The sequence below is a fragment of the Streptomyces sp. CB03238 genome (assembly GCF_002099185.1).
GTDB lineage: Bacteria > Actinomycetota > Actinomycetes > Streptomycetales > Streptomycetaceae > Streptomyces.
In genome coordinates this window covers 408056-422491 of record NZ_NBCN01000003.1, presented here as the reverse complement: position 1 = coordinate 422491, position 14436 = coordinate 408056, and the positions used below count along the sequence as shown (strand labels likewise).

The following is a 14436-nucleotide window of genomic DNA, read 5'->3' as shown; positions in this document are numbered from 1 at the left end:
GGGTCACGCCCCGGGCCGCGACGGGGTCCCCGGCGGCGACGGTGTGACGGCCGAGGCCGGTGCCGACGCCCTCGGACGCGCCCGCGTGGAAGCCACCGCCGGCCCCGCCGCCCCGCAGCGCGGCGGCGGGGCGCTCGGGGGCGATGCCCCCGGGCGGGACGGGGTGACCCACCGTGGCGTGAGGGGAGAGCAGCCGACCGTCGAGGAACTCGCCGACGAGGTCGCGTGGTTGGAGCGCGAGTACGACGAGGCCCGAGCGGTGGCCGCGGGGATGCACGCGGCGCGGGAGGCGCTTCAGCAGGCCGAGCAGGAGTACCAGCGGCGCGTGGAGGTGCGGCAGCAGGTCGAGCGCCGTGCCGCCGCGCGGACGTCGCAGCGGGAGGCGCTCGACCGGGAGCAGACGGCCGTCGACGCGGAGCTCGCCCGCGTGCCGGGCGGCGCCGTGGCCGAGCACGCCGCGTTCCTGGAGCACCGGATCGCCCGCCTCGCCGAGGCCGCCGACGCCGTACGTACCGTCGAGGACACCGCCCGGCGCCTCAAGGAGGCCGACGACCGGCTCGCCGACGCCGCGTTCCGGGCCGGGTTCGACACGCCTGCCGCCGCGGCCGCCGCGCTGCTCGACGACGTGACGCAGCGCGACCTGCAGCGGCGGCTGGACGCCTGGCAGGCCGAGGCCGCGGCCGTCGCCGACCGGCTCGCCGAGCCGGAGACGCGGGCCGCGGCAGAGCGGCGGCCCGCCGACCCGTACGGTGCCGAGGCCGCCCACGCGGCCGCCGACCGCGCCGCCCGCGACGCGGACTCCGCCCTTGCCGCACACCGCGAGCGGTGCGCCGAACTGGACCGGCTGTCCCGGCAGGTGGCCAGCGAGGTGCGGCGCCTGGGGCCGCTGCGCGACGAGTACGACCGGGTGGCCCGGCTGGCCGGGCTGACCGCCGGCACGTCCGCCGAGAACGAGCGCAAGATGCGGCTGGAGTCCTACGTCCTCGCGGCCCGGCTCGAACAGGTCGCGGCCGCCGCCACCGCCCGCCTCCAGCGCATGTCGTCCGGGCGCTACATCCTTGTCCACTCCGACGCCCGCGCCGGCGCGAAACGGGCGGGCCTCGGCCTGCACGTCGTCGACGCCTGGACGGGCAGCGAGCGCGACACGGCCACGCTGTCCGGCGGGGAGACGTTCTTCGCGTCGCTGGCGCTGGCGCTGGGCCTCGCCGACGTCGTCACCGACGAGGCCGGCGGCGTACGGCTCGACACCCTCTTCATCGACGAGGGCTTCGGCAGCCTCGACGACCAGACCCTCGACGAGGTGCTGGACGTCCTGGACTCCCTCCGTGAACGGGACCGCAGCGTCGGCATCGTCAGCCACGTCGCCGACCTGCGCCGCCGTGTCCCCACCCAGCTGGAGGTCGTCAAGGAACGCGGCGGTTCGGCCGTGAAGCTGCGCGCCGGGGGAGGGCTCAGCGGCTGATCGCGCGGCGCGGCAGCGGCGACGAGTAGACGACGCTCGTCGTCACCGCGCCCAGCACGGCGACCTTCCCGGAGATCTCCTCCAGGTGTCCCATCGAACGGGCGGCGACCTTCAGTACGAAGCAGTCGTCGCCCGTCACATGGTGCGCCTCCAGGATCTCCGGAGTGGTGTCCAGCATGTCGTGGAACGGCTTGTAGTTACCGTTCGGATAGCGCAGCCGTACGAAGGCGAGGATCGGAAGCCCGAGCCGTTCCTGGTCGACGACCGCCGTGTAGCCGGCGATCACCCCGGCCTCCTCCAGCCTGCGGACCCGCTCGGTGACGGCACTCGCGGACATGGAGACGGTACGGGCCAGTTCGGCGAAGGTGGCCCGGCCCTGGTCCTGGAGGGCCGCGAGGATGCGCCAGTCGGTGGCGTCCGGTGAATATCCGGTCATGGACGAGGAATAGCAGGGGAATCCCCGGCCGAACAAGACAACCACCGGGGATCGTCACTTCACTGAGATGATCAACGACCCGTAGATTTTTGGCCATGACGACGACGTCGATCACCAGCGCCCCTGCCGCCGCCAACGCCGTTCTGCGCGTCCCCCCGGCCTCGCCGGCCGCGGCCTCCGTGTACTTCTCGGCGAGCCTCGCCTTCCACGCGGACGTCTCCGACGTCGCCTCCGCGCTCGCCGCCGGCGGTGACCCGGGGTTCGTCGTCCTCGACTCGCGGTCGACGGAGTCCTGGGACCAGGGCCACATCCCGGGCGCGGTCCACCTGCCGACGGCGCTCATCCCCGAGCAGGCGGAGCAGCTGCTGGACAAGGCGGTGCCGGTCGTCACGTACTGCTGGGGCCCGGGCTGCAACGGCGCCACGCGCGCCGCCCTCGCCCTCGCCCAACTCGGCTATCAGGTCAAGGAGATGCTCGGCGGCTTCGAGTACTGGGCGCGTGAGGGCTTCGCGTACGAGACGTGGGAGGGCGTCCGCAAGCGCGACGCCGACCCGCTGACGGCCCCGATCGACGCGGACGACTGCGGCTGCTGACCACCCCTGCCGCGCGCCGCCCGGGCCGGACGCGGCCCGGCCCGGCACCGTCACCGGGGCCGCGGGCGGCCCCCGTCGCCGTCACAGCCGGGCCAGTTCCTCCACCAGGTCGTCCAGGCCCAGCGGGCCCTGGGACAGCGCGGCCATGTGCCACTTCTTGGCGTCGAACGCGGCGCCGTGCGCCTGGCGGGCCTTCTCGCGGCCCAGCAGCCAGGCACGCTCGCCCAGTTTGTAGCCGATGGCCTGCCCCGGCATCGACAGGTAGCGGGTCAGCTCGCTCTCGACGAACGCCGGCGGGCGGCTGGTGTGCATCTGGAAGAACTCCTGCGCCAGCTCCGGCGTCCACCGCTCGCCCGGCCGGAACGGCGAGTCCGCCGGGATGCGGAGCCCGAGGTGCATGCCGATGTCCACGATCACCCGGCAGGCCCGCATCATCTGGCAGTCCAGGTAGCCAAGGCGCCGCTCCGGGTCGGGCAGGAACCCCAGCTCGTCCATGAGCCGTTCCGCGTACAGCGCCCAGCCCTCCGCGTTGGCGCTCACCAGGCCGATCGTCGCCTGGTAGCGGGACAACCGGTCGGCGACGTGCGCCCATTGCGCGAGCTGGAGGTGATGGCCGGGCACGCCCTCGTGGTACCACGTCGACACCAGGTCGTAGACGGGGAACCGCGTCTCGCCGTCGACCGGCAGCCAGGTGCGGCCCGGGCGCGAGAAGTCCTCGGACGGGCCGGTGTAGTACGGGGCGGCGGCCCCGCCCGGCGGGGCGATCCGCGACTCCACCTTCCGTACCCGCTCGGCGAGTTCGAAGTGCGTACCGTCCAGCGCCTCGATCGCCTCGTCCATCAGGGCCTGGAGCCAGACCCGTACCTCCTCCACGCCCTCGATATGGGTGCCGTGCTCGTCGAGGTGGGCGAGCGCCTCCCACGGCCCGGCGCCCGGCAGGATCTTCTCCGCCTCGGCCTTCATCTCGGCGAGCAGCCGGTGGTATTCGCCCCAGCCGTACGCGTACGCCTCGTCCAGGTCGCAGTCGCTGCCGTTGAAGTAGCGCGACCAGCGCGCGTACCGCTCGCGGCCCACCGTGTCGGGCGCACCCTTCACGGCCGGGGCGTACACCTCGCGCATCCAGTCCCGCAGGGCGGCCAGCGCCCGGGTGGCACCGCCCGCCGCCGCGTCCAGCTCCGGGCGCAGCCCGGCCGGGGCGGGCGCCACGAACTCCTCGAACCAGCCGCGTCCCGCCCCGTCGTTGCCCGTCCACTCGGTGAGCTGCTCGATGAACGTGGCCGTCGCCCGAGGGCCACCCAACAGGCCATGCTCCAGGCCCAGTTCGAGCGACTCGCGGTAGCCGGCCAGCGCGGCCGGTACCGCCCGCAGCCGCTCGGCGACCGCCGCCCAGTCGTCGCCGGTCTCGGTGGGCATCACGGTGAAGACGATGCGTACGCTGTGCGCCGGGGAGCGCATGTTGCTGACCGTGCACAGCCCCTCGCCGGCCTCGTGCACGGCCAGTTCGGCCGTGAGGCGCTCCCGCAGGAGCCGTCCGCAGCGGCGCTCGGCGTCGCTGCGGGCACCGGACAGGCGCTCGGCCTCGTCGAGCCGGGTGAGCGTTTCACGGGCCAGTGCGGCGATCTCTTCCTGACCGGCGGGCGAGAAGTCCGGAAGGAGTCCGGCGCTCTTCTGGACACCCAGGTAGGTACCGGTGATCGGGTCGAGTTCGATGAGCGCGTCGACATAGGCGTCGGCGACCATGCGGGGGAGCGCGCTGCTGGAGGTCTCTGGCATGAGGCCATCCTGGTATGCCACGGGCCTCGTCGTCATCCTCATCCGTCCCGGTCGGCTGACAAATGAGCGGGCGCGCCGGGCGGCAGCAGCGGCCCGCACTCCCACTGCTGGAAGATCAGCCGGGTCTCCACGCGAGCCACCTCCCGCTGCGAGGTGAACTCGTCCAGGACGAGTCGCTGCAGGTCGGCGGGGTCCGACACCGCCACATGCACCAGATAGTCATCAGGACCGGTCAGATGGAACAGGGCCCGCGACTCCGGCAGGGCCCGGATCCGGTCGACGAACGGGCCGATCAGCTCCCGGCGGTGCGGGCGCACCTGGACCAGGAGCAGCGCCTCCAGGCCCCGGCCGATTTTGGCCGGATCGAGTCGCAGCCGGTTGCCCAGGATGATGCCCGTGCGGCGCAGCCGTGCCACCCGGTCCAGGCAGGTGGAGGGGGCGACCCCGACCTCGGCGGCGAGCTCGCGGTAGGTGGTCCGGGCGTCGTTCTGCAAAAGGCGAAGTATGTGCAGATCGACCGTGTCCAGGACGACAGAATCGGTCATTCATCGAACGTAACACGGCGATTTTCGGCTACCTCCCGGTACCTGTTCACAGTGCCTCCATGGATGCCCTGTCTTACGACGCCTCTCACGACGCCTCCTTCGCCCCGGCCACCCCGAGGGCGCTGGCCACCGAAGCCGTGCACGCCGGGCGCGACGATCTCGCCGCCCTGGGTCTGCATGCCGTGCCGCTGGATCTCTCCACCACGTACCCGTCGCACGACGCGAGAGCCGAGGCCGAGCGGATCGACGCCTTCGCCACCACCGGCGCCCGGCCGGAGGGCCCGCCCGTCTACGCCAGGCTCGACAACCCCACCACCGCCCGCTTCGAGACCGCGCTCGCCCGGCTGGAGGGCACCGAGAGCGCCGTCGCGTTCGCCAGCGGCATGGCCGCCCTGACCGCCGTCCTCCTCGTCCGCGCGAGCATGGGCCTCCGCCACGTGGTCGCGGTCCGGCCGCTGTACGGGTGCAGCGACCACCTCCTCACCGCCGGGCTCCTCGGTACGCAGGTGACCTGGACCGATGTGGCGGGCATCGCCGACGCCATCCGCCCCGACACCGGCCTGGTGATGGTCGAGACCCCCGCGAACCCGACCCTCGCCGAGGTCGACATCCGGGCCGTGGCCCACGCCTGCGGCTCGGTGCCGCTCCTCGTCGACTCCACCTTCGCCACCCCCGTACTCCAGCGTCCCGTCGAGCACGGGGCGCGGATCGTCCTGCACAGTGCCACCAAGTACCTGGGCGGGCACGGGGACGTGCTGGCGGGCGTGGTGGCGTGCGACGAGGAGTTCGCCGGGAAGCTGCGCCAGGTGCGGTTCGCCACCGGTGGCGTCCTGCACCCGCTGGCGAGCTACCTGCTGCTGCGCGGGCTGTCCACCCTGCCGGTACGGATGCGGGCCGCGTCCGCCTCCGCCGCCGAGCTGGCGCGCAGGCTTGCGGCCGATCCCCGGATCGCGCGGGTGCACTACCCGGAGATCGGCGGCGCCATGGTCTCCTTCGAGGTGTACGGAGACCCGCACGACGTGATCGCCGGGGTACGGCTGATCACGCCGGCGGTCAGCCTCGGCAGCGTCGACACCCTGATCCAGCACCCGGCCTCCATCAGCCACCGCATCGTGGACGAGGGCGACCGGCGCTCGGCGGGCGTCAGCGACCGGCTGCTGCGCATGTCGGTCGGCCTGGAGGACGTCGAGGACCTGTGGCGGGACCTGACGGAGGCGCTCAGCGCTCGGCCCGGCCGGTCTGCCGCTGAGGGCGCGGTACGGGAATCCCGTTCAGCCGTGCGGTGATCACCAGGGTGCCCTCCTCGATCTGGTAGTCGAGCGGCAGGTTCAGCCCGCGCATCGCCGCGACCATGCCCGTGTTGGACGACTGCGTCACGGCGTACACGCTCTCGCAGCCCGCCTCGAGCGCCAGCCCCACCAGTCGGTTCAGCAGCTCCGAGCCGATGCCGCGGCGCTGCCAGTCGTCCTCGACGATCAGGGCCACCTCGGTCTCGTCGCCGTCCCACAGCAGGTGGCCGAGGGCGACGAGCCGGCCGGACGCCGTCTCGACGGCGAGCGTCCGGCCGAACCGGGGGCTCAGGAGGTGGTTCAGGTAGCGGCCCGCGTCGCCGACCGGGCCGTGGTAGCGCAGGCTGAGGGTGCGGTCGGAGCAGCGCTCGTGCATGGCCCGGGCGGCGTCCAGGTCGCCCTGGTCGGCGCGGCGGACCGTGATCTCGTTGCCCTCCGGGAGCGTCAGCACGTCCTGGCTGCGCGGGATGCGAGGCCCGAGGCGGGCGTCCAGCTCCACCAGGGCACGGGCGCGGGCGAACTCGGTGGGCGTGAACGGCAGGTACGGCCGCTCGATGGTGATGGCGCCGCCGTTCGGGTCGCGCAGCCGCATCACGGTCTCCCCGTCCTCCAGGACGCCCTCGACCGGTGCCGTCGCGCCGGTGGGGCGGCCGGTCGGCGAGACGGCCGGCAGCGAATGGATGGTGCACCGGCCGAGCAACTGGCGCAGCGCGAGCGGTAGTTCGGCGGCGTCGAGAGCGGTACGGGTGGCCAGGCCCAGCATCCGCGTCGGGGTGTCCACCAGGTCGTGCGCGTCGGCGCGCTCGGTCCAGGTGCCGGTGCCGCCCGCAGCGGTGACCTCCCGGGTCAGGGTCGCCGCCTGGAGGGAGGCGGGCGCCCGCAGCAGGAACTCGTCGACCGTGCCGTCGGCCAGCGGATGCGTCTGCAGGGTCAGGATGTCGACGTGCAGGTGCGCGAGCGCCGTGCACAGCGCGGCGAGGCTGCCGGGTTCGTCGCGCACGGTGGTCCGCATGCGCCACAGCACTGTCTCGCCCTTCTCCGGGCCGCCCCCGGTATGGGGGTCGGATGTGGCCGGCGGGGCATGGCTGTGGCGGCGTGCCCACCAGGTGTGGAACGCCGCCGTGGCGATCAGGGCCACCGCCGACACGGCCAGGAGGTACGGGCCGTCCGGGCCGTGCACGATGGTGTTCGCGACCGCGTCCGCGACGGCGACGGCGGTGAACAGGGCGGCCAGTTCGACGAGGTCCCGCCGCCAGTGGTGGTGGCGGCGGGGGCTCTTCGCAGAAGTCACATCAGTCATGGCATCACTGTGACCCAGTGGTGTTGCGTGATCACGAACGCTTTGTGACTGACGGGTTAAGTATGCGTCTGGACGCATAAGTCCGGTTTTCAATAGTTTGGGGTCAGAGGTTCACTGTCCGACCCGGCCCGGCTGGAGCGTCTTCGTGAAGAGCGTCGTCCCGCCGGTCGCCCGCAGCCGTACGGTCATCTCGCCGCTGTCGCCGTCGATGTCCACCTCGCCGAAGTACTGCGGCGACTCCATCGGCGAGACGTTCGCGCGCTCCGGCGCCCGGACGAACACCCGCTCCGGGCCGAACGTACCGTCCAGCGCGTTCGCCGGGAACCCTCCCGCGGCGAGGGGGCCGGAGACGAACTCCCAGAACGGCGCGAAGTCCCTGAACGCCGCCCGCTCGGGCGCGTAGTGCTGGGCGGACGTGTAGTGGACGTCCGCCGTGAGCCATACGGTGCCGGTGATCCGCCGGTGCTTGATGAACCGGAGCAGTTCGGCGATCTGGAGCTCACGGCCCAGGGGGGCACCCGGGTCGCCCTGCGCGACCGCCTCGATGTTCGTGGCGCCGTCCGGGACGACCAGGCCGAGCGGCATGTCGGCGGCGAGCACCTTCCACACGGCGCGGGAACGGCTCAGCTCCCGCTTCAGCCAGGCCAGTTGCTCGGCGCCCAGGATGCCGGTGGTGTCGTCCGTCTGACGGCCCGGCGAGTTGGCGTTGCGGTACGTCCGCATGTCGAGGACGAACACGTCCAGCAGCGGCCCGTACCGCACCACCCGGTGCATCCGGCCGCTGTGGAGCGTCGATACGGGGAAGTACTCGCCGAACGCCCGCAGCGAGCGGTCGGCCAGGACGTCGACGTCCTTCTCGGTGTAGCGCGGGTCGTCCAGGAGCTGGCCCGGATACCAGTTGTTGCGCACCTCGTGGTCGTCCCACTGCACGATGGAGGGGACCTGCGCGTTGAACGCGCGGACGCCCGGGTCCAGCAGGTTGTAGCGGAAGACGCCGCGGTACTCGTCGAGCGTCTCGGCGACCTTCGCCTTCTCCTCCGTCATGACGTTGCGCCACACCCGCCCGTCCGGAAGCGTCACCCGGGCCTGCAGCGGGCCATCGGCGTAGACGGTGTCGCCGCTGCACAGGAAGAAGTCCGGGTCCAGGCGCCGCATGTCCTCGTACGCGTAGAACCCGCCGATGTCCGGGTTGATGCCCCAGCCCTGCCCGGCGATGTCGCCCGACCACAGGAAGCGCACCCCGTCCCGGCGCCGCGCGGGAGCGGTGCGGAAGGTGCCGAGGACCGGCTCGCCGGCGCGCCGGGGGTCGTCCGGGTCCAGGAGCGTGACCCGGTAGTGGATCTGCTCGCCCGGAGGCAGGCCGCGCAGGGCGGTGGTGCCGGTGAAGTCGGTGTCGGGGCCGAGCAGCGGGCCGGGGTGGCGGCGGACGTGCCGGAACGATTCGGTGGCCGAGGTCTCCACGACCATCCGGGCCGCCCGGTCCGACCGTACCCACACCAGACCGGACGACGCCGTGACGTCCCCGGTCTGCACGCCCCACGCGGCGCGCGGCCGCCCGGACCGGGCGAGTGCGGGCGCGGCGGCGCCCAGCGACAGTGCCGCCGACGCGGCCAGCGACCCGCGCAGGACGGTACGGCGGGCGGGGTACGGGTTCGGACGGTGCGACGCCATCGGTACGCCTTTCGCGGAGGGACGGTACGGGAGCCATGCCTAACGCCCGGCGGCGGCGCGCACGCGAACCCCGCGTGAACAAACCGCCTCCAGGCGCCCCCTTTGAACGCCCCTCCTAGGCGCCCTCCTGGACGCCCGCCATCAGCCGCACCCCCAGTGCGATGTCCCCCGGCGTCAGATGGGCGTACCCCAGGACCAGCCGTACGTCCCCGTCGTCCGGACCCGTGGCCGTCACCGTTCCGTAGCCGGTGAGCGGCCGCAGCGCCACCCCGGCGGCGCCCGCCCGCTCCAGGAAGGCCGCCTCCGTCCCGTAACGCCCCGGCACGCGCGCGATGACGTGGAGCCCGGCCGCGATGCCGCTGACCTCCGTACCGGGGAAGCGCTCCTCCAGGGCGGTGACGAGCGCGTCCCGACGCTCCCGGTAGGCGCGCCGGCAGCGGCGCAACTGGCGGTCGTAGCCGCCGTTCGTGACGAAGTGGGCGAGGACGGCCTGGTCGAGCGACGGGTTGCCCAGGTCCATGGTGCGCTTGCGTTCGACGACCTCGTGGGCCAGGGATTCCGGTACGAGCATCCAGCCGAGACGGAGCCCGGGCGCGAGGGACTTGCTGACGGAGCCGGTGTATACGACGCGCTCCGGGTCCAGGCCCTGGAGGGCGCCCACGGGGGCGCGGTCGTAGCGGAAGTCGCCGTCGTAGTCGTCCTCGATGAGGTAGCCGTCCACCGTACGGGCCCAGTCGAGGAGTTCGGCTCGGCGCCGTGCGGAGTAGGCGATCCCGGACGGGAACTGGTGGGCGGGTGTGGTGACCACCGCCCGGAGTCCGGACGCGGCGAGCGGGCCGGGTGCGAGGCCTTCCGTGTCGAGCGGTAGCGGCACGGTCCGCAGCCCCGCCGACGCGAAGAGGGCCGTGGGCTCGGGACTGCTCGGATCCTCGACGCCCAGGGCGCGCAGACCGCGGGCCCCGAGGACGAAACCGAGGAGAGTCAGCGCCTGCGCCACTCCCGAGCAGACGACCAGCCGCTCGGGGTCGGCCACCACCCCGCGCCGCCGGGCCAGCAGCGCGGCGAGGGCGGTGCGCAACTCCGGCAGCCCGCGCGGGTCGGGATAGCCCAGCGCCCGGTGCGGCAGCCGGGACAGGACGGCCTTGTGGGCGGCCGCCCAGGCCGTACGGGGGAACAGCGACAGGTCCGGCGTGCCGGGGCGGAAGTCCACACAGGCGCCCGCCGTGCCCGGCGCGAGGTCCCGCGCCGTGGGCGCCGCCTGACGCACCGCGTCGCCCACCCAGGTGCCCGCGCCCCGGCCGCTGCGCAGGTACCCCTCGGCCGTCAGCTGCTCGTACGCCTCCGTCACCAGCCCCCGGGAGACGCCCAGATCGGCCGCCAGCTCCCGGCTGGACGGCAGCCGTGTCCCGGCCGCGAGCCGCCCCGACCTGACCGCCTCGCGCAGCGCCGACTGGAGCATCCGGCCGCGTCGCCGGGGCGGCGCGGCGACCGCAGGGAGCAGCAACTCCCAGCAGCCCCCGCCCCCTTGATGCGTCATGGCCCGAACCTTACAAGTGGTCCTCCAAGGCGGAAGGAAAGTGGCCCTCCAACCGGACCGCCGCCCCGCCTAGCGTCGACGCCATGAACGCGAATCGAACGCGGGGCGCGTTGCTCGCGGCCTTCGCCTGCGTCCTCGTCGGCGCCTCCTTCACCGCCAACAGCGTCCTCGGCGACTATCCGTACGCGGGCGGGCAGGCGCTGCGTTACGGCCTCGCCTTCATGTTGCTGCTGCCCCTGGTGGGGCGGGGCGGAGCCGCTGCTGTGCGAAGGCTCACGGCGCGCCAGTGGGTGCGGGTCGCGGTGCTCGCGGCGGTGGGGATGGTCGGGTTCAACCTGGCGGTGCTGGCCGCCGAACGTACCGCGGAGCCCGCCGTCCCGGGCGTCTTCGTCGGCTGCGCGCCCGTGGTCGTCACCGTGCTCGTCCCGGTGCTGGACGGCCGCCGGCCCACGCGGCCGGTGCTCTACGGGGCGCTGCTCGTCGCGGCCGGGGCGTTCACCGTGCAGGGATGGGGGCGTACCGACCTGGCGGGGATCGCCTGGTCGGTGGGGGCCCTGGTGGGGGAGGTCGGTTTCGCGGTCCTGGCGGTGCCCGTACTCAAGCCGCTCGGGCCGAAGCTGCTGTCGGCCACCGTGTGCGGCGTCGCCGCGCTCGAATCGGCCCTCGCGGGGTTGCTGATGGACGGCACGGAGATGCTGCGCGTACCGACCGGGCAGGAGGCGGTGGCCTTGCTGTGGCAGGCCGCCGTGGTCACGGTCGTCGGGTTCGTCTGCTGGTACATGGGCGTCCAGCGGATCGGGGCCGAGCGCGCCACCCTGTTCTCCGGGCTCATCCCGGTGTCCGCGGCGATGACCGCGCCGCTCGTCGCCACCGGTTCCTACGGTCTCGCCCAGGGCGTCGGCAGCGCGCTGGTGGGCGCGGGTGTCGCGCTGGGCTCGGGTGTCCTGGGGCGCCGGTCAGCGGCTCCCGTCCAGGAGCACGCGCGCGACCAGGGCGGGGTCGTCGTTCATCGGCACGTGGCCGCAACCGGGCAGGCGCACCAGCCGGGCCGCGGGGACGGCCCGCTTGGCGCGGACGCCCTGACGGCGCAGCAGGAGCCGGTCGCGGGTGCCCCACGCGACGGTGACGGGCAGGCCGGGGACGTCGTGCGTGAACAGGACCGCGCGCCCGGCGGCCAGCGTGTGGCGGAAACCGGTGGCGTCGCGCAGCGCGAGCGTCTCGGCGACCACCGCCTCCGGTGAACGCCGCCCCGGCCGCGCGTAGATGGTGCTGGTCAGCGCGGCCCGTCCGGCGGGCGACCGGGACAGCCACTCGATCATCGGCAGCGGCATGGACTCGGCGCCCTGACGCATGGCGAGCAGCGTCCCGAAGGCGTACCGGCGCTCGCTCTCCGTCCAGAAACCGGCGGGTGAGAGCGCCGTCACCGACCGGACGAGCTTCTTGCGGCCCAGTTCCAGGGCCAGCAGCCCGCCCAGCGAGTTGCCCGCCACATGCGGCCGGTCGATGTCCAGGGCCTCGCACAGCGCGCCCAGCACCGGCACGACCGTGGACAGGTCGTACGCGAAGCCGTCGGGCAGGGCGGGGGAGCGGCCGAAGCCCGGCAGGTCGACGGCGATGACATCGCGCTCGGCGGCCAGGATCTCCAGCACCGGCTGCCAGGCCTGCCAGTGGTGCCCTATGCCGTGGAGCAGCAGCAGCGGCTCCCCGTCACCCATCCGCTCGTACTCCACCGACACCGTGCCGGACCCGCGCGCGGATTCGACCGGGAACGACACCTGTGCGGCCATGCTGCTGCTCCCTGTCCTTGCCCTGTCCATGTCTTAGACGCCTTGTCAGCAACAATTACCGTTCGGTAGATCGGAGTTCAAGGGGCCGGGCCGCATCCCATCCGATCCGTACCGCATGATGGGACGGTGGCAACCGACACAGAACCAGCAGCCGGGACGGACGCCGCCGACGTCACCGGCGTCTTCGAGGAACACCGGCCCGTCCTGACCGGAGTGGCCTACCGGATGCTCGGCCGCGTCGCCGACGCCGAGGACGTGGTGCAGGAGGCGTGGCTGCGCTGGTCCGCCGCCGAGCGCGCGGACATCCGCGAGCCGCGGGCCTATCTCGTACGCGTCACCACCCGCCTCGCCATCGACCGGCTCCGCCAGGTGCAGGCGCGCCGCGAGGCGTACGTCGGTCCCTGGCTGCCCGAACCGGTCGTCACCGACTTCGGGCCGACCGTCCCCGACACGGCCGAGCGCGCCGTGCTCGCCGACTCCGTGTCGCTCGCCGTCCTGGTCGTCCTCGAATCGCTCTCGCCGCTGGAGCGGGCGGTGTTCGTGCTGCGCGAGGCCTTCGGCTTCCCGTACGCGGAGATCGCCGCCACCCTCGACCGGTCGGAGGCGGCCGTGCGGCAGCTCTCGGGCCGCGCCCGCCGTCATGTCGACGAGGGCAGGCCCCGGTACGACGTCGACCCCGCCGAACGCCGCGAGCTCACCGAGCGCTTCATGGCCGCGGCGGCGGGGGGCGACCTGGAGGGGCTGCTCGCCCTCCTCGCCCCCGACGCGCGGCTCATCGGCGACAGCGGTGGCAAGGCCAAGGCGCCGCTGCGGGTCATGGAGACCGCCGACAAGATCGGCCGCTTCCTGTGCGCGGTCGCCCAGGATCCGGCCGCGTCCGCCGAGTTCGGGACTGTCGAAGTCAACGGCGGGCCGGCACTGCTCGTACTCGTCGACGGCAAGCCCGACTCGGTGATTCAGGTGGACGTCAGGGAGGGCCGAATCCAGTCCATCTATATCGTAAGAAATCCGGACAAGCTCACCGCGTTGGCGCCATAACCGGCACCTATAGGCACACCCCAGGCCCCGTGTCCTCAAGGACGCGGGGCCTTTCGCCGTCCCCTCCATGGGTACGCGAACAGCCTGTGAACGCTCTGCGACAGGGCTCGACCCCACTGCGTGACCGGCCGACGATTGGTCTTGACCAAGGGTGTGTGCCGCCTTATGGTCGCAGGGTTAGTGCAGGAACCTTTAATAAACAAGGCACGGAAAGCCGCCGGGAGACCGGCGATTGCGGAGGATCAGGGTGGGGACCACGCAGCTGGAATCGGTGCCGGAGCCCAAGTACTGGCACCTGAAGACCGTGATCGGCGAAGCACTGGACACGGATTTCTCGGTGGGGGAGATCCTGCCCAACGAGCGTGAGCTGGCCGCTCGTTTCGGCGTCGCCCGCGCCACGCTCCGTCAGGCGCTCGAACAGCTGGAGCTGGAAGGCCGGCTGCAGCGCCGTCGCGGCGTCGGCACCACCGTCGCACCGCCCCGCATGGGAGTGGACGTCTCCACCGCCCAGCATCAGTGGCCCGGCGCCGGTGAGGAGGCCTGGCAGCCCGTGGACTGCACCCTCGCCGCCCCGCCCATCGCCGTGGCCCGCCTCCTCGACCTCGACCCGGGCGCCGACGAGCCGGTGCACACGGTGCGCCGCCTCCGTGTGACGCACGGTCAGGCCGTCGCCGCCGAGCAGCTGTACGTGCCCACCGGCTCCGTCCCCGACCTCACCGCCATCGACGCCCCGTCCGGCGCGGCCCGCGCCCGCTGCGTCCTGCGCGAACTGCAGCGGCTCACCCTGGAGGGCCAGGACCGCGCCGTCGAGCTCGGCTCCGCCCGCGCGGACGACGCCAAGGAGCTCGACCGGCTGCCCGGCGCCCCCGTCCTCGTCGTCACCACCCGGTACCTGTCGGACGGCCGCACCGCCGCCGTCTCCGTCGCCACCTACCGCGCCGACACCTGCCGGCTCACCTTCGGCGACGCGGGAGACTTCGGTATCGCGTCCTGAAGAACCCGTAG

11 protein-coding genes and 2 pseudogenes are annotated in these 14436 nt (G+C 73.2%); 6 read left to right on the top strand and 7 right to left on the bottom strand.

The genetic code is table 11. The features are described 5' to 3' along the window. Window positions 1–193 precede the first annotated feature (193 nt). Window positions 194–1462: pseudogene (locus tag BKD26_RS06915) on the top strand (SbcC/MukB-like Walker B domain-containing protein); the annotation flags it as partial. Here the strand turns inward: BKD26_RS06915 and BKD26_RS06910 are convergent. After that, the gene (locus BKD26_RS06910; protein ID WP_073755619.1) at window positions 1452–1898 is read right to left on the bottom strand and encodes an Lrp/AsnC family transcriptional regulator; all 447 of its coding nucleotides are present in this window, start codon (window positions 1896–1898) and stop codon (window positions 1452–1454) included. The pseudogene BKD26_RS06915 and the gene BKD26_RS06910 overlap by 11 nt on opposite strands. A 95-nt stretch (window positions 1899–1993) precedes the next feature. On the opposite strand from BKD26_RS06910, the gene BKD26_RS06905 reads away from it, so the two are divergent. Next, window positions 1994–2491: a rhodanese-like domain-containing protein gene (locus BKD26_RS06905; protein WP_084896866.1), complete on the top strand. Its 498-nt coding sequence runs from the start codon at window positions 1994–1996 to the stop codon at window positions 2489–2491. Window positions 2492–2572: 81 nt separating this feature from the next. Here the strand turns inward: BKD26_RS06905 and BKD26_RS06900 are convergent, their stop codons facing one another. Both BKD26_RS06900 and BKD26_RS06895 read right to left on the bottom strand, forming a co-directional pair. Further along, window positions 2573–4264, bottom strand: a complete 1692-nt coding sequence (locus BKD26_RS06900; RefSeq protein ID WP_084896864.1) for a DUF885 domain-containing protein — start codon at window positions 4262–4264, stop codon at window positions 2573–2575. A 38-nt stretch (window positions 4265–4302) separates the two neighbouring features. Then, window positions 4303–4809 carry an Lrp/AsnC family transcriptional regulator gene (locus BKD26_RS06895; RefSeq protein WP_084896862.1) on the bottom strand — a complete coding sequence of 169 codons (507 nt, stop codon included), beginning with the start codon at window positions 4807–4809 and terminating at the stop codon, window positions 4303–4305. Window positions 4810–4868: 59 nt separating this feature from the next. On the opposite strand from BKD26_RS06895, the gene BKD26_RS06890 reads away from it, so the two are divergent. Beyond that, window positions 4869–6095: a PLP-dependent transferase gene (locus BKD26_RS06890; protein ID WP_084896860.1), complete on the top strand. Its 1227-nt coding sequence runs from the start codon at window positions 4869–4871 to the stop codon at window positions 6093–6095. Here BKD26_RS06890 and BKD26_RS06885 read toward each other — a convergent pair. The 3 genes from BKD26_RS06885 to BKD26_RS06875 all read right to left on the bottom strand — a co-directional run bounded on the left by BKD26_RS06885 (window position 6028) and on the right by BKD26_RS06875 (window position 10606). After that, window positions 6028–7398, bottom strand: coding sequence for a GNAT family N-acetyltransferase (locus tag BKD26_RS06885; RefSeq protein WP_084896858.1), 1371 nt, complete (start codon window positions 7396–7398; stop codon window positions 6028–6030). The two genes, BKD26_RS06890 and BKD26_RS06885, sit on opposite strands and share 68 nt — an antisense overlap. Before the next feature lie 111 nt (window positions 7399–7509). Further along, window positions 7510–9069 carry an alkaline phosphatase D family protein gene (locus BKD26_RS06880; protein WP_084896856.1) on the bottom strand — a complete coding sequence of 520 codons (1560 nt, stop codon included), beginning with the start codon at window positions 9067–9069 and terminating at the stop codon, window positions 7510–7512. 115 nt (window positions 9070–9184) lie between these two features. Continuing rightward, the gene (locus BKD26_RS06875) at window positions 9185–10606 is read right to left on the bottom strand and encodes a PLP-dependent aminotransferase family protein (protein WP_084896854.1); all 1422 of its coding nucleotides are present in this window, start codon (window positions 10604–10606) and stop codon (window positions 9185–9187) included. Between the two features lie 83 nt (window positions 10607–10689). Between BKD26_RS06875 and BKD26_RS06870 the strand changes: the two are divergent. Further along, window positions 10690–11526, top strand: a pseudogene (locus tag BKD26_RS06870) (DMT family transporter); the annotation flags it as partial. 36 nt (window positions 11527–11562) lie between these two features. On the opposite strand, the gene BKD26_RS06865 reads toward BKD26_RS06870, so the two are convergent. Then, window positions 11563–12393 carry an alpha/beta fold hydrolase gene (locus BKD26_RS06865; RefSeq protein ID WP_084896852.1) on the bottom strand — a complete coding sequence of 277 codons (831 nt, stop codon included), beginning with the start codon at window positions 12391–12393 and terminating at the stop codon, window positions 11563–11565. A 126-nt stretch (window positions 12394–12519) separates the two neighbouring features. Here BKD26_RS06865 and BKD26_RS06860 point away from each other — a divergent pair, with 126 nt between their 5' ends. Together BKD26_RS06860 and BKD26_RS06855 are read left to right on the top strand one after the other, a co-directional pair. Beyond that, the gene (locus BKD26_RS06860) at window positions 12520–13431 is read left to right on the top strand and encodes an RNA polymerase sigma-70 factor (protein WP_084896850.1); all 912 of its coding nucleotides are present in this window, start codon (window positions 12520–12522) and stop codon (window positions 13429–13431) included. Between the two features lie 247 nt (window positions 13432–13678). Beyond that, window positions 13679–14425, top strand: a complete 747-nt coding sequence (locus tag BKD26_RS06855) for a GntR family transcriptional regulator (protein ID WP_084896848.1) — start codon at window positions 13679–13681, stop codon at window positions 14423–14425. The last annotated feature ends 11 nt before the right edge of the window (window positions 14426–14436 follow it).